This window comes from Streptomyces sp. NPDC039462, assembly GCF_055639375.1.
The window spans coordinates 1,363,372-1,381,450 of record NZ_JBVKAO010000002.1 but is presented as its reverse complement, the minus strand read 5'-3'; the positions used below and the strand labels follow the sequence as shown (position 1 = coordinate 1,381,450).

General features: G+C 70.8%; 19 protein-coding genes. 5 read left to right on the top strand and 14 right to left on the bottom strand.

Going from position 1 to position 18,079, the window contains the following annotated elements; all coding sequences use genetic code 11:
* Window positions 1-2 precede the first annotated feature (2 nt).
* The 7 genes from ACZ7LU_RS16935 to ACZ7LU_RS16905 all read right to left on the bottom strand — a co-directional run bounded on the left by ACZ7LU_RS16935 (window position 3) and on the right by ACZ7LU_RS16905 (window position 8,247).
* Window positions 3-917: a TauD/TfdA family dioxygenase gene (locus ACZ7LU_RS16935; protein ID WP_398312693.1), complete on the bottom strand. Its 915-nt coding sequence runs from the start codon at window positions 915-917 to the stop codon at window positions 3-5.
* 691 nt (window positions 918-1,608) lie between these two features.
* Window positions 1,609-3,183, bottom strand: a complete 1,575-nt coding sequence (locus tag ACZ7LU_RS16930; RefSeq protein ID WP_471917045.1) for an AMP-binding protein — start codon at window positions 3,181-3,183, stop codon at window positions 1,609-1,611.
* Window positions 3,180-3,854, bottom strand: coding sequence for a thermostable hemolysin (locus tag ACZ7LU_RS16925; protein ID WP_398312689.1), 675 nt, complete (start codon window positions 3,852-3,854; stop codon window positions 3,180-3,182). The genes ACZ7LU_RS16930 and ACZ7LU_RS16925 overlap by 4 nt, the downstream gene beginning before the upstream one ends.
* A 152-nt stretch (window positions 3,855-4,006) precedes the next feature.
* Entirely contained in the window at window positions 4,007-4,729 is a 723-nt protein-coding gene (locus ACZ7LU_RS16920; RefSeq protein WP_398312686.1) for a TetR/AcrR family transcriptional regulator, read from the bottom strand.
* 81 nt (window positions 4,730-4,810) lie between these two features.
* Entirely contained in the window at window positions 4,811-6,106 is a 1,296-nt protein-coding gene (locus ACZ7LU_RS16915; protein ID WP_471917044.1) for a DUF2637 domain-containing protein, read from the bottom strand.
* A 194-nt stretch (window positions 6,107-6,300) separates the two neighbouring features.
* Window positions 6,301-7,206: a DUF3558 family protein gene (locus ACZ7LU_RS16910; protein ID WP_471917043.1), complete on the bottom strand. Its 906-nt coding sequence runs from the start codon at window positions 7,204-7,206 to the stop codon at window positions 6,301-6,303.
* A 144-nt stretch (window positions 7,207-7,350) separates the two neighbouring features.
* The gene (locus tag ACZ7LU_RS16905; RefSeq protein WP_471917042.1) at window positions 7,351-8,247 is read right to left on the bottom strand and encodes a DUF3558 domain-containing protein; all 897 of its coding nucleotides are present in this window, start codon (window positions 8,245-8,247) and stop codon (window positions 7,351-7,353) included.
* Window positions 8,248-8,448: 201 nt separating this feature from the next.
* Between ACZ7LU_RS16905 and ACZ7LU_RS16900 the strand changes: the two genes are divergently transcribed.
* Window positions 8,449-9,642: an RtcB family protein gene (locus ACZ7LU_RS16900; RefSeq protein ID WP_468316951.1), complete on the top strand. Its 1,194-nt coding sequence runs from the start codon at window positions 8,449-8,451 to the stop codon at window positions 9,640-9,642.
* A 50-nt stretch (window positions 9,643-9,692) separates the two neighbouring features.
* Here ACZ7LU_RS16900 and ACZ7LU_RS16895 read toward each other — a convergent pair whose 3' ends face one another.
* From ACZ7LU_RS16895 to ACZ7LU_RS16880, 4 genes are all read right to left on the bottom strand, one after another.
* Window positions 9,693-10,529 carry a hypothetical protein gene (locus ACZ7LU_RS16895; protein WP_471917041.1) on the bottom strand — a complete coding sequence of 279 codons (837 nt, stop codon included), beginning with the start codon at window positions 10,527-10,529 and terminating at the stop codon, window positions 9,693-9,695.
* A gap of 183 nt (window positions 10,530-10,712) precedes the next feature.
* The gene (locus tag ACZ7LU_RS16890) at window positions 10,713-10,922 is read right to left on the bottom strand and encodes a hypothetical protein (protein WP_150217018.1); all 210 of its coding nucleotides are present in this window, start codon (window positions 10,920-10,922) and stop codon (window positions 10,713-10,715) included.
* Window positions 10,923-10,924: 2 nt separating this feature from the next.
* Window positions 10,925-11,689, bottom strand: a complete 765-nt coding sequence (locus ACZ7LU_RS16885) for an SDR family NAD(P)-dependent oxidoreductase (protein ID WP_468316947.1) — start codon at window positions 11,687-11,689, stop codon at window positions 10,925-10,927.
* Between the two features lie 127 nt (window positions 11,690-11,816).
* Window positions 11,817-12,152 (bottom strand): YnfA family protein, encoded by a 336-nt coding sequence (locus ACZ7LU_RS16880; RefSeq protein WP_398312667.1) that lies wholly within the window; start codon window positions 12,150-12,152, stop codon window positions 11,817-11,819.
* Window positions 12,153-12,297: 145 nt separating this feature from the next.
* Between ACZ7LU_RS16880 and ACZ7LU_RS16875 the strand changes: the two genes are divergently transcribed.
* Window positions 12,298-12,741, top strand: coding sequence for a hypothetical protein (locus ACZ7LU_RS16875; RefSeq protein ID WP_471917040.1), 444 nt, complete (start codon window positions 12,298-12,300; stop codon window positions 12,739-12,741).
* Between the two features lie 113 nt (window positions 12,742-12,854).
* Window positions 12,855-13,373, top strand: a complete 519-nt coding sequence (locus tag ACZ7LU_RS16870; protein WP_468316944.1) for a MarR family winged helix-turn-helix transcriptional regulator — start codon at window positions 12,855-12,857, stop codon at window positions 13,371-13,373.
* A 39-nt stretch (window positions 13,374-13,412) separates the two neighbouring features.
* Here ACZ7LU_RS16870 and ACZ7LU_RS16865 read toward each other — a convergent pair whose 3' ends face one another.
* Together ACZ7LU_RS16865 and ACZ7LU_RS16860 are read right to left on the bottom strand one after the other, a co-directional pair.
* Window positions 13,413-14,846, bottom strand: a complete 1,434-nt coding sequence (locus tag ACZ7LU_RS16865; protein WP_471917039.1) for an MFS transporter — start codon at window positions 14,844-14,846, stop codon at window positions 13,413-13,415.
* A 213-nt stretch (window positions 14,847-15,059) separates the two neighbouring features.
* Window positions 15,060-15,602, bottom strand: a complete 543-nt coding sequence (locus ACZ7LU_RS16860; RefSeq protein WP_471917038.1) for a GNAT family N-acetyltransferase — start codon at window positions 15,600-15,602, stop codon at window positions 15,060-15,062.
* A gap of 157 nt (window positions 15,603-15,759) precedes the next feature.
* On the opposite strand from ACZ7LU_RS16860, the gene ACZ7LU_RS16855 reads away from it, so the two are divergent.
* Window positions 15,760-16,869: an LLM class flavin-dependent oxidoreductase gene (locus ACZ7LU_RS16855; protein ID WP_471917037.1), complete on the top strand. Its 1,110-nt coding sequence runs from the start codon at window positions 15,760-15,762 to the stop codon at window positions 16,867-16,869.
* Window positions 16,866-17,600: a CE1759 family FMN reductase gene (locus ACZ7LU_RS16850; protein ID WP_471917036.1), complete on the top strand. Its 735-nt coding sequence runs from the start codon at window positions 16,866-16,868 to the stop codon at window positions 17,598-17,600. Before ACZ7LU_RS16855 ends, ACZ7LU_RS16850 begins: the two co-directional genes overlap by 4 nt.
* Before the next feature lie 7 nt (window positions 17,601-17,607).
* Here ACZ7LU_RS16850 and ACZ7LU_RS16845 read toward each other — a convergent pair whose 3' ends face one another.
* Window positions 17,608-18,045, bottom strand: coding sequence for a hypothetical protein (locus ACZ7LU_RS16845; RefSeq protein ID WP_030565229.1), 438 nt, complete (start codon window positions 18,043-18,045; stop codon window positions 17,608-17,610).
* Window positions 18,046-18,079: the final 34 nt, after the last annotated feature.

The following is an 18,079-nucleotide window of genomic DNA, read 5'->3' as shown; positions in this document are numbered from 1 at the left end:
GGTCAGCTCCTGGCGTAGCTCTGTGCGTTGAGGATGGTGCGGTCGGGGTCGGTGATGGCCCTGCGGCCGTGCATGACACGGGAGTTGTCGATGAGGACGATGTCGCCGTCCTCCCAGGCGATCTCCTCGGTGACGGCCTCGGTGACCTCCGCGTACTCGGCGATCACGGCGTCGGGGATCGGGGAGCCGTCGGCGAAGCGGATCTCGGGGGCCTCGTAGTTGAAGGAGGGGCCCAGCAGGCTGTTGGCCCACGCGGTGCGGGTCGACCAGCGGGTGGGGTGGGCGACGTACACGGTGTACGTGTAGGTCAGGCTGCCGTCCGCCTCCTCGGTGAAGGTCGCGTCCGCGCCGTCGTTCGCCAGCGCGTACAGGCTGGACACCTCCATCTGGTCGGGCTGCAGCCCACCGCCCGCGAGATGGGCGGCGAGCCGCTGCCACATCTCCCTGGGCACGTTGCGCGTGTACTTCACCGGCTGGGCGGCGAACAGCTCGCGCGACCGCTCGGAGAGGGCGTCCCAGACCCGGAACCCGTCGCAGACGGTCGTCTCCGAGCCGGACCTGGCCGCCTTGACGCAGTGGAACCACAGCAGGTCGGGGGCGAACGGCGTCGCCCCGTTCTCCAGGTGCAGGCCGATCGGGTCGTGCCCGGAGTCGACCTTCTGCGCGGCGTCGCCGTGGAAGGTGCGGGCCGGGTCGAGCGTCGTACGGGAGCTGTAGCGCCGCACGAGCTCGTTGAACTCCTCGACACCCGGGTCGAAGCCGCGGATGAGGAGGTGGCCCGCGTCGGCGAGGAGCTGGTCGAGGCCCGCCTCGTACAGCTCGGCGAAACCGGCCGTCCCTCCGGCCGGATTGATCATCATGCCGTCGCCGTCACCGATGGAGGTCAGGCGAAGGGCGTTGTGGGTGAGCGTTGCCATGGAAAGTGATCCCCCTGTTGATCATTTGCTGTGCACTCGGGTGCGCCGACGCTGCGTTGAGCTGGCGCTGGGTTGCGTCGGTGCTGTGCTGCGTCGGTGCTGTGCTGCGCCGACGCGGCGTTGAGCCGGCGCTGGGTTGCGCCGGCGCCGCGTTGGGCTGGCGCTGGGTTGCGCCGGTGCTGCGTTGAGCCGGGCGTGCTGTGGCGAGCCCGGCGCTGTGGTGAGAGGCGGGTTGCGTCGAGGCGGACTGGCGTCGAGCTGCGCGCCGCCGTCAGCCGTGGGCCGTCGACGGCCGTGGGCTGCCGTCAGCCGTGGGCTGCGGTCAGCTTCGGGCCGCCGTCAGCCGCGGGTTGCCATCAGCCGCGTGCCGCCGTCAGCCGCGGGCTGCCATCAGCCGCGTGCCGCCGTCAGCCGCGTGCCGCCGTCAGCCGCGGGCTGCCATCAGCCGCGTGCTGCGGTCAGCCGCGAGGTGCGGTGTTCCGCGTGCCGTCGGTAACCGCGCTGCCGTCAGCCACGGGCTGCGGCCAGCCGCGTGCCGTCGGCAACCGCGCTGCCGTCAGCCGCGAGCCCTCGGCAACCGTGGGGCTGCCGTGTGCCGCGTGCTGCGGTCAGCCGCGAGGTGCGGCCTTCCGCGTGCCGTCGACAACCGCGCTGCCGACTGCCGCGTGCTGCGGTCAGCTGCGAGGTGCCGTCAGCCACGGGCCGCCGTCAGCCGCGCGCCGCCGCCAGGCGCCGGCGCGGCGCCCGGCACGAAGTCGTCGTAGATGAGCTGCCGCCGCGGGCGGCCGGTCACGGTGAAGTACCGGTCGCGGAAGGCGCGGCCGTCCTGTACGACGACGAACGTCTCGGGGCGGTCGGTCTCGGCGAGGTGCGCCTCCGCGTACGCCCGGGCCTGCTCCCGCGCCGTCTCCGCCGCCACGTCGTCGGGCGTGACGAGGACCGCGACCAGATGCTCCATGCCCTCGCCGAACACGACGGCGTCGACGACGGCGGAACAGCTGCGCAGATTCCCCTCGACCCACTCCGGAGAAACGTTTCTGCCGTGGCTGGTGATGATGACGTTCTTCAGCCGGCCGAGGATCCGGATATACCCGTCCTCGTCGATCTCCGCCCGGTCCCCCGTGTGCAGCCAGCCCTCCGCGTCCACGGGGCGGCTGGTCGGGTCCTCCACGGTGTACCCCGCGAACAGCGACGTCGACGTGACCAGAAGCTCCCCCTCCGCAGAGAGCTTCACCCGGCAGTGCGGCAGCGGTCTGCCCACCGTGCCCGGCCGCCAGTGCTCGGGCGTGTTCCAGGACACCACCGAGCTGTTCTCCGAGAGGCCGTACCCCTCGTGCACCCGCAACCCCGCCGCGTCGAGCCGCAGTTGCGCCTCCACGTCGACAGGCGCGCCCCCTGCCATCAGGAACGGCCGCTGCCCCGCCCCGAGCAGCGCGTCGGCGTCCGCGCCCGGCTCGCGGACGGCCTTGTCGAGCGCGCTCACCGCCGCGGGCGGCAGCACGGCTGCGGTCGGGCGCGCCGCCCGCAGCCACGCCACGACGTCGTCGGCGCGGGAGCCCGCCGTGCCGAGGAGCGCGGCCGTGTCCGGCAGCAGGATCATCCGGCCGCCGCTGAGCAGCGGCAGGTACACCGCGGTGACCTGCTCGATGAGCAGGCTGAACGGTACGAGCGACAGATAGCGCGCGTACACGCCGGGTGGGGAAACGGAGTGCAGTGACTCCAGCAGGGCGCCGAGTGCGCCGGCCCTGATCTTCACGCCCTTGGGCGTCCCGGTGGTCCCCGACGTATGAATGATCTTGATGATGCGCTCGTCGGAGGGCGCGGGCAGCAGCTGGGGATCGTCGTGGGCCCCACCCGGGTGTTCGCCGATCGGGATGATCGTGAGCGCTTCGGCGAGGCCCCACTCGTGGAGCTTGCGGGCCCCGGCCTCGTCGGCCAGACACAGGTGGACCTCACGCAGCAGCGACCCGGCCTGCTCGGCGGAGAACGCCAGCGGTACCGGCACCTCCACCAGACCGCCCTGCAGGAGCGCCAGGTCGGCGGCGACCCACTCGGGTCCGTTGCCCGCGACGAGGCCGATCCGGGCGCCGGACGGCGTGGCGTGCGGGCTGCCCGGCTCCGACAGGCAGCGGTGAAGTGCCGCCGCCCAGCGGGCGATGCGGTCGTAGGTGTACGTCTCGGCGGTCGTGCCGTCCGCGGCGAGCCGCTCGACCAGGACCCGGTCGCGGTGCTCGGCGGCCAGCAGACTGTCCCGCACGGCCTTCATCGGGCGTCCACCCCCTGGCCGGCCCCGGCCAGCGCGCTCTCCTGCCCCCAGGTGACGGCGAGGTGGTAGCCCGCGCCCGCCTGCCGGCCGAGGCCCGCGTCGAAGGCGCGCAGGTCCACATAGCCGGCGACCGGAGCGGTGTCGTAGTACGTCCCCCAGTTCCCGCGCTGCTCCGGCGGGAGGGAGTCCTCGCGGGCCTCGGCCACGCCGGTGAACCGAATGCCGATACGGTCCAGCATCCGCGCGAGCGGAGCGGTGACCGTGCACAGCAGGTACGAGGCGCCGTTGCACCAGACCAGCGCCGGCACCATCCGGATCAGCTCACGGCCGGCCCCCGCCTCGCGCGAGGCGAGCGGACCCACCTCGATCAGGTCGGCGGGCCGGCACTTCTCTCCCGACCGCTCGGCGAGCAGGTCCGTCACCGGGCCGCCGAGGTAACTCTCGATCAGCAGGTCCTTGGTGCCCCCGTAGGTCAGACCCGCACACGCCAGCGGGACCGGGCCCCCGGCGCCCTCCGTGTCCCCGGCGCCCTCCGTGTCCGCGCACAGAGCGATGTAGCAGTCCGGCGACGGCTCGATCCGCGCCTGGTAGTCGCGCGCGTAACGATCCTTCGCGAGATCGGTGCACGCCTGCCACAGCTCACTGCCGCGGCGGGCGATGTTGATGCGCATAGCCCCTCCATTCGCATCTGCCCAGCCCGGCGGCTGAGCACGACTCAATTATTGACTACTAGTCGTTTTTTGACGCCCAGTTCATTTAATGAGTCGGCAAAGAGATGGTCAGAGCTTGGTGGAGGGGAGGCGAGAGGGAGGGGAGGGGTGCGCTACCGGCCCGTCTCGTAGTCCCGGGTGATGTCGCCGACGATGCCGACCACGACCTTGTGGATCTCCGCCAGCTCCGCCTTGTCGAGCTTCGGCCAGCCGAGGCCGCCCATCATCGACGCCATGACGGCGAGCCGGCCGTCCAGGTGTTCCTCGTCGGCCCACAGGAAGCGGCGGGAGAGCAGATGCATCGCCGCGTACCCGAGGATGTAGGCGCGCAGGGCGTCCACCGCCACGTCGGTCGGCACATCGGGATTGCGGTACGCGCCGTCCGCCACCGTGCGCTGCACGGCGAAGCCGACCACCTGCGCCATCTGGGATTCGACCAGGTCGCGCCGGGTCATCCGGTCCTCGGACGCCGTCCGGCAGACCGCGTCCGTGCGCGCGGTGATGCTGCATTCGAACAGCACCGGGGCCACCACCGCGTGGTGCAGATACGCGAAGGCCATGCCGTAGAGCGCCCGGGTGCCGCTCCAGGGCAGGTCCGCGATGGCCTGGAAATAGCGCAGCTGGCGGCGCGCGCTCTCGGCGGACAGCTCGATGAGCAGGTCCTCGCGGCAGGCGAAGTGGTTGTAGACCGTGCCCTTCGAGTAACCCGCCTCCTGGGCGAGCTTCCCCAGGGTCAGGTTGTGGAAGCCGTCCCTGCTGATCATGTCCAGCGCCAGGCGCACGAGCGCCTGGTCGCGCTCTGCTACTTCTCGTGTCTTCCTCTGGGATGTCCGCATGGGGAAATTATGGGTGACAGATGGTCGAGAATCGACTGAACGTCAAAATTTCACGGTACCTGTACACGCCATGCGGAGGGGCTACGCGATGTGGTCTTCCACGAACTCGTTCTCCAGGCGGGCCGAGAACCGGTCCATGTAGTTGTTCAGCTCGCGCGACTGGAGGCGCAGACCGAAGGCCGCCTCCGCGTTCGCCGCGAACGCGCCCGGAGTCGGCATGCCCTCACCCTCTATCGACTGACGGAACACCTGGTACAGGTCCTCGTCAGAGGGAGCAGGAGCAGGAGCAGGGGTGGGAGCGGCGCCGGGGTCCGGCTGCGGGATGCCGTCGCCGAGCGGACGCGTGCCGCCCGCGCCGTTCGGCACGGGGAACTCCGGACCGTGCTCGCCGTCGGCACCGCCGGCCTGCTGCTCGTGCTGCCGCTCCTGCTCGGCGTACCACTCGTCGTACGGAGCCACGGGTGCGTACGACGCGTTGTGCGCCGCGAACCAGGGGCTCGTGTGGTTGGCCACCGGGAGCATCTCCTCCGGGTGCTGCGGCTCCTGCTCCGGTTCCTGCTCCGGGCCCTGGGCGGGCTTGGGCCCGGACTCGGGCTCGGGCGCGGCGGCCTCCGCGGGCCCGGCGGCCAGCTGCGGCTGCTGCGACTCGCCGACGGACTTCACCGTCGAGACCGCGGGGGCGGGCGGCAGCAGCACCGGCTCGATGCCCGCCGCCGCGAGCCCCGCCGGGGCGGTCTCCGCGAGAGGAACGCCGTAGCGCGCGAGGCGCAGCGGCATCAGCGACTCGACCGGCGCCTTGCGGCGCCAGGAGCGGCCGAACCGGGCCTGCAGGCGCGCCTGGTAGACGAGACGTTCCTGTTCCAGCTTGATGACCTGCTCGTAGGAGCGCAGCTCCCACAGCTTCATCCGGCGCCACAGCTTGAAGGTGGGCACGGGGGAGAGCAGCCAGCGGGTCAGGCGCACGCCCTCCATGTGCTTGTCGGCGGTGATGTCCGCGATCCGGCCCACCGCGTGCCGCGCCGCCTCGACGGCGACCACGAACAGCACCGGGATCACCGCGTGCATGGCGACACCGAGCGGATCGCCCCAGCTGGAGGCGGCGTTGAAGAGGATCGTGCCCGCCGTGAGCAGCCACGCCGTCTGCCGCAGCAGCGGGAAGGGGATGCGCAGCCAGGTCAGCAGGAGATCGAGGGCGAGCAGAACGCAGATGCCCGCGTCGATGCCGATGGGGAACACCGCCGAGAAGTCGCCGAAACCCTTCTTCTCGGCGAGCTCGCGCACCGCCGCGTACGACCCGGCGAAGCCGATCCCGGCGATGACGACCGCTCCGGCGACGACCACCCCGATGAGTATCCGGTGCGTGCGTGTCAGCTGCATCGCGGCCACCCGCGAACCCCTCCCTGTTCAAGTCCCTGTCTCAAGGCCTGTGTCGGCTTGTTTGCGCTTGTTTGCGAGCGACAGCCTGGCACACGTGTGCGGAAGGCCGTGTGCCGGTACGCCAGAAGCCCGGCCCCCCGGGGCCGGGCTCCTTCAACGTGCTTGCTCGCGGCGCGAGTTCACCGGCGCGCTCGTCAGGCCTTGCTGCTGCTCTTCTTCTTGGCCGTGGCGTCGTCGGCCTTCGCGTCGTCCGACTTGCTGTCGTCGGACTTGCCGTCGTCGCCCTTCGGGTCGTCGGCCTTCGGCTTCTCGCTCGGGTCGGAGGACGCCTTGCCGCCACCCTTGCCGCCGTCGCCCTCATTGGCGGCCACGACCGCCTCCGCGGCCTCCTTGGCCGCCTTCTGCGCGTCCTTCCCCAGCTTGCCGGCGTCCGGGGACTTGTCGCCCGCGAGGCCCGCGCCGTTGAAGTCGACGGTGATGACCGCGTTCTCCACGCGGGTCACGAACGTCTGCTGCTTGAAGGTGTCCTTGTCCTTCTTCAGGTCGTACCGCACGAGCGTCGCCTGCTGGCCGACGCCCTGCACCGGCTCCGCCTTGACGCCCTTCGCGTCCTTGATCGCCTGGGCGTCCGCGACCTGCTTGGCGAAGTTCTCCTGGGCGCGCTTCGCACCGCTGCCGAGCGAGGGGTCCGACTCGAAACGCATCAGCGAGACGCGCAGCCAGCGGAACTGCGAGCCGTCCACGCCGTTGTTGTCGAGGCTGTCCCAGGAGCAGCTGCCGCGCAGCGCCGTGTCGGTGGACGTGCCCGCCTTGCCGGACTTGTCCTTCGCCTTCGGCACCAGGTCCTCGAGCGTCTTCTTCGACAGGACCTCGCAGGGCTCGGGAAGCTTGGCGTACGCCGCCTTCTCCACGGTCGGAGCCTTGTCGCCGGCCTTGGCCGAGGCCGAGGCCTTGGCGCCCGCGTCCTTCTTGGCCCCGTCGGATCCGGAGTCGGATCCGGAGTCGGAGGAGCAACCGGCGACGAGGATCGCCGGTACGGCGGCCGCGCAGACGAGGAGGCGGCTGCGGAGCTGTCGCTTTCGCTGTGCAGGTCGGTGCATGGTTCCTTCACTCTGTTCGTCTCGTGACGTCCAGTTCGTCTCGTGACGTCGTCGGGTCCGAGGGGCCACGGTACGCGCATGGGGCGACGGACGACTCCGCTTCACGGCAGCAGGGGCCCCGTCCGCGCCCGCCACGCCCCTTCCCTACTCGTCGAACTCCCCGGCCAGCGTGTCGGCCAGTTCCTGCGCCTTGTCCTGCATTTCCTTGCTGTCGGGGACGTCCGTGCGACGGCCGGGCTGCTCGTCGTACTCGATGGTCACGACGACGTTCGACGTGCGGAACACCACAGTCACGGTGCGGTGACGGGAGGCCGAGGCGGAGGTGGTGAGGGCGTCGTCGAGGAACGCCTCGTCACCGAGGTCGGTGAGGGTGCGGGGCTCCAGGCCGGGGGGCGGGGTGGCGGACAGGGAGGACTCGTCCCCGGCGTCAGGACTCCCCGACTCCGTGTCTTTGTCGTCCTTCTTGCCCTTCTTGCCCTTCTCGCCCTTGTCGTCGTCGCTGCGGCCGTTCTTCCCGCCCTGGGGCTTGTCGCCCGCCTCGGAGTCCTCGGCGGTGGGGGACGTGTCCTCCGAGGACGTGCCGGTCGGCCGGGTGAGGCCCGCTTCGCGCAGCTTCGTCGCGTAGACCTCGGCGGCGCGGGCGTCGTCGCTGACCGTGCCGTCGTACGAGACGACGCGCTCGAAGTCGATCAGCAGGTGGTGGGAGGCGCCGGACGACTCGACCTTCCAGCGGCAGCCCACGCGCCGGTCGGTGTCGTACGTCCCCGTCGGCGTGCCCTCGTACGCCTTCTCGCGCTGCTCGGCGTCCTCCATCTCCGCGATGCCGGGCAGCATCGCGTCGAGGGTGTCGGTGTCGACCTCGCCGCAGGGCTCGGGGAGCGTGCGGTACTTGCCGGGCTGGGCGACGGCGGTCGAGCTGCCGCTGTCACCCGGCTTGGAGTCGTCGCTCCCGGCGTCGCCGGACCCACCGGTGCAGCCGGTCAGCAGCACCGCGATGAGTGCGGCGACGCCGGGTACCCGGGCCTTGGCCTTCCGCTGCACCGTGATGGCTCCTCTCGCCTGGCTCTGCCTGGTTATTGGGTTGCCGCTGGTGGGCGGCCGGTGGACACAATGTGTATCGCACGCGCTGCCGTGGACGCCGGTCCGTCACCCCTTTCGTCGACCTTGGCGCCGGTATTTGCGCTTCTTGGCTTGTGGTTGATTACCGTTGATTAGGGATAATTGCGGGGGAATGAGGGCGATATGTCGCATGTAGAGGTTCCGGGGGCGAAGGTACCGATCCGGATGTGGGCGGACCCGGCCACGGTCGAGGACGCGGCGATGCGCCAGCTCCAGAACGTGGCGACGCTGCCGTGGATCAAGGGCCTGGCCGTGATGCCGGACGTCCACTTCGGCAAGGGTGCGACGGTCGGCTCGGTGATCGCCATGCAGGGCGCGGTCTGCCCGGCCGCGGTCGGCGTCGACATCGGCTGCGGCATGAGCGCCGTCAAGACGTCGCTCACCGCCAATGACCTGCCGGGCGACCTGTCCCGCCTGCGCTCGAAGATCGAGCAGGCGATCCCGGTGGGGCGCGGCATGCACGACGCCCCCGTAGCGCCGGAGCGCTTCCACGGCATGGCGACGGCCGGGTGGGAGGACTTCTGGGGCCGGTTCGAGGGGGTCGCGGAGGCGGTCAGGTTCCGCGAGGAGCGCGCGGCCAAGCAAATGGGAACGCTTGGCTCCGGAAACCATCACTTGGAACTATCGTTCGATACTGAAGGTGCGGTCTGGCTCACGCTTCACTCCGGGTCGCGCAACATCGGCAAGGAGCTTGCCGAACATCACATCGGCGTTGCTCAGACACTCCCGCACAACCAGGGGCTGGTCGACCGGGACCTCGCGGTCTTCGTCTCGGACACCCCGCAGATGGCGGCATACCGGAACGATCTCTACTGGGCTCAGGAGTACGCCAAGTACAACCGCTCGATCATGATGGGGCTCCTCAAGGACGTGGTCCGCAAGGAGTTCAAGAAGGCGAAGGTGACCTTCGAGCCGGAAATCAGCTGCCATCACAACTATGTGGCGGAGGAGCGGTACGAAGGCATGGATCTGTTGGTGACGCGAAAGGGCGCGATCCGGGCCGGTACGGGGGATCTCGGGATCATCCCCGGCTCGATGGGTACCGCCACGTACATCGTGAAGGGGCTCGGGAACGAGAAGGCCTTCAACTCTGCTTCGCACGGTGCGGGTCGGCGCATGAGCCGAGGTGCGGCCAAGCGCCGCTTCTCGACGAAGGACCTGGAGGAGCAGACGCGCGGGGTCGAGTGCCGAAAGGACTCTGGCGTCGTGGACGAGATCCCGGCGGCCTACAAGCCGATCGAGCAGGTGATGGAGCACCAGCGCGACCTGGTGGAGGTCGTGGCGAAGCTGAAGCAGGTCGTCTGCGTCAAGGGGTGAAACGGGCGGGGCCCGTGCTGATACCGGCACGGGCCCCGCTGCTCAGTGCCTCACTGATCGTTCGAGGGCATGGGGGCCCGGCCGCTGCGGAGGCGCCAGAGGCGCAGACTGCAGCTCTGGACCGTCCGTCCCAGCTCGGTGGCCGAGGCCTCGGCATCGCAGTGCTGCAGCAGGTTCCGGTCTTCCCATTCTTTCCAGCGCCGACGGGGTGGGGCGTGCCGCATGTCGGCCGGGCGGACCCATGAGGCCAGCTTCGCGGCGGCGGCGCGCTTGCGGTCCAGGGCGAGGCATCCCGGATAGTAGAGGTCGCTTGCCAGCTCCAAGGCTGTTTCTTTGGTGTAGGTGATGTTGTAGATGTCGTCGCGTGCGTTCCTCTTGATCAGGCGCTCGGTGCCGGTGAGCAAGCGCGCGTACCTGCAGAGGTAGACACCTACTGCGGTACTTGCCGTGGTCAGCGAGATGAACGGGAGGCCCTGGCCGGTGTAGCCGACGGCGCCGTCCGCGTCGATGATGCCCCGGAGGTAGTCCCGTCGCGAGAATTCGACGCGCGGAGGCGTGATCCCTTTCGACTTGCGGCCGTACGGCAGACCGAGGTCGTTGAGCTTGGTTCTGGCTTCGAGGGAGCACAAGGTCCAGGTTGCCGACGTGTGCGTCTCGGCGAAGTTCGTCGAGCGGGTGCGCTCGCTGATGGTGGTGTTGTACGGGGTCAGCCGCTGGAACTCGCGCAGGATCCTGATGTCCCGCACGCTGATCTCGACGGTCAGACGCCCCTTCCGTCCGGGGCCTGGTGCGAGATGCCCGTCGGCCTGCAGGAAGCCGAACATGTAGGCGTACTCGGGGACGCTGAGGTCCATGAACTGCGGAGCGCTAGGCTCGTGTTCAGCCATGAGGAAGTTGTAGGCCTTCCTGTGTGGTCAGGCCCTCGGCTCGGGGTTGCAGCCCGGCCGGGGGCCGTCGCATGTGATGTTGTCGTGCCGAGCCTAGGCAGGCCGCACAGCAACTCGCATGGCGATACGTCGCGTTCACCGATGTGGGTGACTCTTAATCGGCGGGCGCTCATGGCGGGACGCCTACTTCGCGTGGGTGACCGCGTAGATCATGATGAACGCGACGATGTGGATGCCGAAGAGGAAGTACGCCAGGTACCACCAGACCAGGCGTTCGTTCTTCGCCTCCTCGGCGAGGGAGCGGGCCTCGTGTTCGTGGGTGAGGCGTTCCAGGGGGTCGGGGGAGTCCGCGGAGTACGCCGGTCTGCCGGGGTCGTCGCCGGGGAGCCGCATCGTCAGGACTCCCTGTGGACCTTCGTGTTGGAGGCCTGGGCGCGCGGGCGGACCACCAGGAGGTCGATGTTGACGTGCGGCGGGCGGGTCACCGCCCAGGTGATCGTGTCCGCCACGTCGTCGGCGGTGAGCGGCTCGGCGACGCCCGCGTACACCTTCGCGGCCTTCTCGGCGTCGCCGCCGAAGCGGGTCAGCGCGAACTCGTCGGTCTTGACCATGCCGGGCGCGACCTCGATGACGCGGACGGGGGTGCCGACGATCTCCAGGCGCAGGGTCTCGGCGAGGACGTGCTCGGCGTGCTTCGCGGCCACGTAGCCGCCGCCTCCCTCGTACGTGCCGTGCCCGGCGGTCGAGGAGAGGACTACCACCGTGCCGTCGCCGCTCGCGGTGAGGGCGGGCAGGAGCGCCTGGGTGACGTTGAGCGTGCCGATGACGTTCGTCTCGTACATCCGGCGCCAGTCGGCCGGGTCGCTGCTCGCGACGGGGTCGGCGCCCAGCGCGCCGCCCGCGTTGTTCACCAGGACCGCGATCTTGCGGAAGGCGGTGGCGAACTCGTCCACGGCGGCGCGGTCGGTGACGTCGAGCGCGTACGCCATCGCGTCGTGTCCGGCGTCCTTCAGCTCGGCGGCGAGCGCTTCGATGCGGTCCTTGCGGCGCGCGGTGAGGACGACGCGGTATCCGGCGGCGGCGAGGCCGCGGGCGGTGGCGGCGCCGATACCGCTGCTCGCGCCGGTGATGATCGCGATGCGGTTGGCTGCGGCGGTCATGGGCGCTCCTCGGGCAGGCGTACGGCGTACGGCGTACGGCGGATGACGTCTGGCGTATGGCGTATGGCGTACGCCGGGGTCGGTCCTCGTCAGGATATGCGTGCGGGTCGGCGGGCCCGCGGGTGCGTCAGCGTGTGCGCGGTGCGTACATGATCACGGCCATGCCCGCGAGGCAGATCAGCGCCCCGGTCACGTCCCACCGGTCGGGCCGGTAGCCGTCGGCGACCATGCCCCAGGCGATCGAGCCCGCGACGAAGACGCCGCCGTACGCGGCGAGGATGCGGCCGAACTCGGCGTCGGGCTGGAGCGTGGCCACGAAGCCGTAGACGCCGAGGGCGATGACACCCGCGCCGATCCACGCCCAGCCCTTGTGCTCGCGCACGCCCTGCCAGACGAGCCACGCGCCGCCGATCTCGAACAGCGCGGCGAGGACGAAGAGGGCGGCGGAGCGGACGATGAGCATGGTCAACAGGGTGGCATGCGGTGTTCCCGGGCCGGCGGAGTGGCATGTATCGGGACGGAGTGTGAAGTTTCGGCCGACGGGGGCGGAGGCGGAGGTTGCTGTGCGGGTTCCTCGTGCGGGTGTGTGGTGCGGCGGTGCGGCGCTCGTGGCGGCTGCCGTGGGCATGGTCCTCGGCGGCGGCGCGGCTGCCGCCCTGCCCGGCGACCCCGAGGCCGACCTCGCCTTCCACGGTGACGTGTCCGTGCGCGAGGGCGTCGTGACGGTGCGGTTCGTGCCGCAGAACCACGGGCCCGCTGACCTCGCCGACGCCACCGTGCGCGTGCGCTGGTCGGTGCCGGTCGCGGAGGTGCGGACGCTGCCGGGGACGTGTTCGGCGTCGGGGACGAGCGCGGTGGTGTGCCGCACGGGCACGCTGGCCGCGGGGGCCAAGGGGGAGCCGGTGGAGATCGTGGTCCGGACGGTGGGGGAGCCGGGCGCGGTGAGCGTGCGGATCAGCACGGAGGCGGAGGGCGGCGCCGCGGACCTGAACCAGCGGAACAACGAGCACGCGGTGTTGGCCCTCGACACCGGGGACACCTATCACTTCTGATCACGTCTGACGTCACCTCTGATGTCCCTTCCGACGCACCTGCGCCGCTGATACGTGCGTCGTACGATTGCTGTCCGACGCAGCTATGGACCTCCTGGAGGAGCGTGCCCGTCATGGCGGACGACAAAGACGGCAAAGGGGAGAGCGGGCGGTCGGCCGACGGCCGGCGTGGGCTGCTGATGAGCGAGCTGTCCGTCGAGTCACGGCGCTACATGGCCTCGTACGCCCTCTTCAACCAGGCCGTCGCCGACCATCTGAAGCTGCACCCCACCGACGTGCAGTGTCTGAACCTCCTCAGCCTGGAGAGCGGCCCCGTCACCACCGGCCGTGTCGCGGAGCTGACCGGGCTGACGACGGGCTCGGCGACGCGGCTCGTCGACCGCCTGGAGAAGGCGGGCTACGTCGTACGCGAAAGGGACACCGCCGACCGGCGCCGGGTGCTCGTCGCGACGGTGCCGGAGAAGGTGGCCGAGTTCGGGCGGATGTGGGGAAAGCTGAGCGGCGGCTGGTACGCGCTCTTCGAGGGGCTCGACGACGACGAACTCGCCCTGCTCATCGGCCATATGAAGCGCACGGTGGAATTCAGCGGGGCGCAGGTGGAGCGGATCCGCGGCGGGGAGCTGGACGGCTGACGGGCCGGTCCGACGCGGGGCGCCTCGGGTGCGTGGGCGTCAGTGCTGTCCCTCCGGTGCCTTGCGCGGCAGCAGGCGTACGAGGGGGACGCACAGCAGCGTCACGCCCGCGACCACGGCGAGGCTGACGGTCATGGCGTGCCCGGCGCCGCCGCCCGCTGTCTTGAAGAAGACGGTGGTGACGGTGGCCGCGCCGACGGCGTTGGCGAGCTGCTGCACCGCGCTCAGTGAACCGCTCGCGCTGCCCGCCTCCGCCGGGGCGATGTCGCCGATCGTGACGTCGTAGACGGTGCCGAAGCAGGTGCCCATGCCGACGCCGATGACGAGCAGCGGCGGGACGAGGGCCCACCTGCCGGTCTCCGTGCCGGTGGCGGCGGTCTGGGCGAGCAGCCAGCCGGTGCCGGTGAGCGTGATCAGCAGACCCGCGAGGACGAGGGTGCGGCCGAACCTGCCGATGAGGCCGTAGCAGGCGATGGACGCGACGACGATGCCCGCGGAGAGGGGGAGCAGGCCGAGCGCGGTGTCGGAGGGGGAGAGCCCGAGGCCCTGTTGCAGGAAGAGCGAGATGACGTAGAGCAGTCCGGAGACGGCGGCGAAGAAGACGACGCCGAGGACGAGGCCCGAGGTGAAGCCGCGGTTGCGCAGCAGCGAGGGCCGGATCAGCGGGTTCCGCGCGGTGGTCTGGCGCTGGCAGAAGAGGGCGAAGGCGATGAGTCCGGCGGCGATGAGGAGGACGGGGGCGGCCGTCCAGCCGTTGGCGGAGCCTTCGATGAGGCCGGCGAGCAGGCCGAGCATGGCGGCGCCGAGGAGTGCGGAGCCGGGGCCGTCGACGGAGGTGGCGGGGTCGCCGGCGTCCTTCGGCAGGAGGCGGGCGGCGGCGAGGAGCGCGGCGCCGCCGAGCACGAGGTTGATCAGGAACATGGGGCGCCAGCCGAGGCCGCCGAGGTCGGCGTCGATGAGGAACCCGGCGAGGACCGGCCCGCCGACGGCGGAGAGGCCCATGACGGGCCCGAAGAGGCTGTAGGCCTTGCCGATGTGCTCGCGGGGCCAGGTGGCGCCGAGGATCCCGAACCCCTGCGGGATGACGAGCGCGCCGAACGCGCCCTGTGCGAGCCGGGCGGCGACGAGGGTCTCGGGCGTGGGGGCGAGGCCGCAGGCGAGCGAGGCGAGCGTGAAGCCGGCGAGGCCGACGAGGAAGAGGCGGCGGCGCCCGTACCGGTCGCCGAGCCGGCCGCCGACGACGAGCAGGACGCCGAGCGCCAGCGCGTAGGAGGCGCCGAGCCACTGGATCAGGGCGGGGCCGCCGCCGAGGTCCTTGGTGATGGCGGGGGCGGCGATGTTGGTGATGGTGGCGTCGACGAGATCGAGGATGTCGGCGGCGAGGACGACGGCGAGGATCGCCCATCGGCGGCGGGCGGAGGGGGACTGGGCCAGGGGCGGGATCGGGGCCGGGTCCGTGGACGTGGTGGTCACGTGAGTCCTTGGGTGTGGAGCGGCGCAGCGGCGCACCTCTCGTGCGGTGCTTGCCGCTGGGGCGGGCGATTTGACTGCGTAACGCATAAGTTTCGCGATGCATAAGCTGCGTGACGCAGATAAATGTGAGGGTGGCGCCCCCGCGCTGTCAAGGCGATTCGGGCGGGCGGGGCGCCCTGCCCGCCCGTGTCCCCCTCCCCGGGCCGCCTCACCTCACCGCAGTACGACCCGCCAGTCGTTGCACGCGTGCCAGTTGCCCTTCGGGTACTCCACCGTCGACTCGCCGCGCAGCGTGAAGCCCGCCTTGCGGCACACCGCGTTCGACGCGCCGTGGTCCGTCGCGGGGAACGCGTGCAGGTGGGCGTGGCGGCCCGCGGCCCTCGCCTCCTCGATCACCAGGCGCGCCGCGCCCGCGGCGATCCCCAGGCCCTGGAACTCGGGCAGGACGCCCCAGCCGGTCTCCCAGACCGGCTCGCCCTGCCAGGTCGTCTCCCAGAACCCGATCGAGCCCGCCGTCCGCCCGTCGGCCGTGATGCGGAACATCCGGCCCTTGTCGTCGAGCCGGAGATAGCGGCGGTGGCGGTCGACCACCTTCTCGTGGGTCTCCGGGCCGCCCAGATGTTCCGTCATCTCCGGGGTGTTGAGCCGCAGGAGCAGCGCGAGGCCGCCCTCGTCGGTCCAGGGTTCGAGATGGATTGCCGGTGGCCGACTCGGTGACGCGGGCTGTGATCGGTGCGATCGGTGCGCTTGGTCCATTGCCTCACCGTAGGTGTGGGGTCTGACAAGCGCGGGCCGGTGAAGGGGGGGCTCGTCGACCGAGGATCCCTGCCGGGAATAGGTCGGCCCGAGCCCTCGTTCTGCGGGTATAGTTGAACCGTAAACAAAATGCGGACCCGCGGAGAGTGAGCCAGCCATGCAGTTCGGGATCTTCAGCGTCGGCGACGTGACCACCGACCCGACCACCGGCCGCACGCCGACCGAGGCCGAGCGGATCAAGGCCATGGTCGCCATCGCCCTCAAGGCCGAGGAGGTCGGCCTCGACGTCTTCGCGACCGGCGAGCACCACAACCCGCCCTTCGTGCCGTCGTCCCCGACCACGATGCTCGGCTACATCGCCGCCCGCACCGAGCGGCTCGTCCTCTCCACCTCCACCACCCTCATCACCACCAACGACCCGGTGAAGATCGCCGAGGACTTCGCGATGCTCCAGCACCTCGCGGACGGGCGGGTCGACGTGATGATGGGCCGCGGCAACACCGGCCCGGTGTATCCGTGGTTCGGCAAGGACATCCGCCAGGGCATCAACCTCGCCATCGAGAACTACGCGCTCCTGCGCCGGCTCTGGGACGAGGACGTCGTCACCTGGGAGGGCAAGTTCCGCACGCCGTTGCAGTCCTTCACCTCGACGCCCCGGCCCCTCGACGGTGTGGCGCCCTTCGTCTGGCACGGCTCGATCAGGTCCCCGGAGATCGCCGAGCAGGCCGCGTACTACGGCGACGGCTTCTTCCACAACAACATCTTCTGGCCCGCCGAACACACCGCGAAGATGGTCGAGCTGTACCGGTCGCGTTACGCGCACTACGGGCACGGCACGCCGGAGCAGGCGATCGTCGGGCTCGGCGGGCAGGTGTTCATGCGCAAGAACTCCCAGGACGCGGTGCGGGAGTTCCGGCCCTACTTCGACAACGCGCCGGTCTACGGCCACGGGCCGTCCCTGGAGGAGTTCACCGAGCAGACCCCGCTCACCGTGGGCTCCCCGCAGCAGGTGATCGAGCGGACGCTGGCCTTCCGCGACACCGTGGGCGACTACCAGCGGCAGCTGTTCCTGATGGACCACGCCGGGCTGCCGCTGAAGACCGTCCTGGAGCAGCTCGACATCCTCGGCGAGGAGGTCGTGCCGGTGCTGCGCGAGGAGTTCGCGAAGAACCGCCCGGCCGGCGTCCCGGACGCGCCGACCCACGCCGCCCGGAAGAACCAGCAGGCCCAGCAGGCCCAGCAGGTCCAGAAGGAGGTCACCGCATGAAGCTCGTCGTCGTCTCCGCGGGGCTGAGCCAGCCCTCGTCCACCCGGCTGCTCGCCGACCGGCTGGCGGCCGCCACGACACGCCACGCCGGCGCCGAGGTGGAGGTCGAGGTGATCGAGCTGCGGGACCTGGCGACGGAGATCGCCCGGCATCTCGTCACCGGGTTCCCGCCCGCCCGTCTTGCCGCCGCGCTCGACGCGGTGGCCGGCGCGCAGGGGCTGATCGCCGTCACGCCGGTGTTCTCCGGGTCGTACAGCGGACTGTTCAAGTCGTTCTTCGACGTGCTCGACAAGGACGCGCTGACCGGGAAGCCGGTGCTGATCGGCGCGACCGGCGGCACCGCGCGGCACTCGCTGGTCACCGAGCACGCCCTGCGCCCGCTCTTCAGCTACCTGCGGGCGCTGGTCCTGCCGACCGCTGTGTACGCGGCGTCGGAGGACTGGGGCGAGGAGGGCCTCGCGGCGCGGATCACCCGTGCGGGCACGGAGCTGGCGCGCTTCATGGCGCCCGGCGGCCAGGCGCAGGCGGACCCGGCAAGTGACGCGGCACCCTCGAGCGGTGCGGCTCCCCTGAGCGGTGCGGCTCCCCCGAGCGGTGCGGCACCCGACACCGACACGGCCGCGGCCATCGCGCCCCGCTCGCTGACCGGTGCGATCACGTCGGTGGACCCGGCGAGCGGCTTCGAGGTCGTCCCGTTCGAGCAGCAACTCGCCGCGCTCAGAGTGGAGTGAACAAGCGTCAGGGCCAGACCAGGCAGTACGCCTGATGGCCCGCGTCGTGCAGGCGGTGGCTGAAGTCCTGCCACTCGTGGAGGAGTTGGTACACGTTGAAGGCGTCGCGCGGGCCGCCGCGGTCCGGGACGGTGGACCAGATGAACGCCGCGGCGCCCACCGACTCCTCGCCGACGCCGCGCAGCGGGTCGACGACGGTCATGGGGAGCTTCACCACGGCGTAGTCCGGGTGGAGGACGACCAGTTCGAGCGGGGGGACCTTGTGCAGGGGTATGCCCTCGATGCCGGTCAGGACCATCGCGGCCATCGTCTCCGGCTTGATCTTCGTGAACATGCCGCCCATGCCGAGCTCGTCGCCGCCGAGCTCCTCGGGCCGCATCGAGATCGGCACGCGGGCGGCGGTGGCGCCGTCCGGGGCTCCGAAGTACTTGTACGTCACCCCCACCCCGCCACTCCTGCTGGTCACCCGGTCCCGCCGG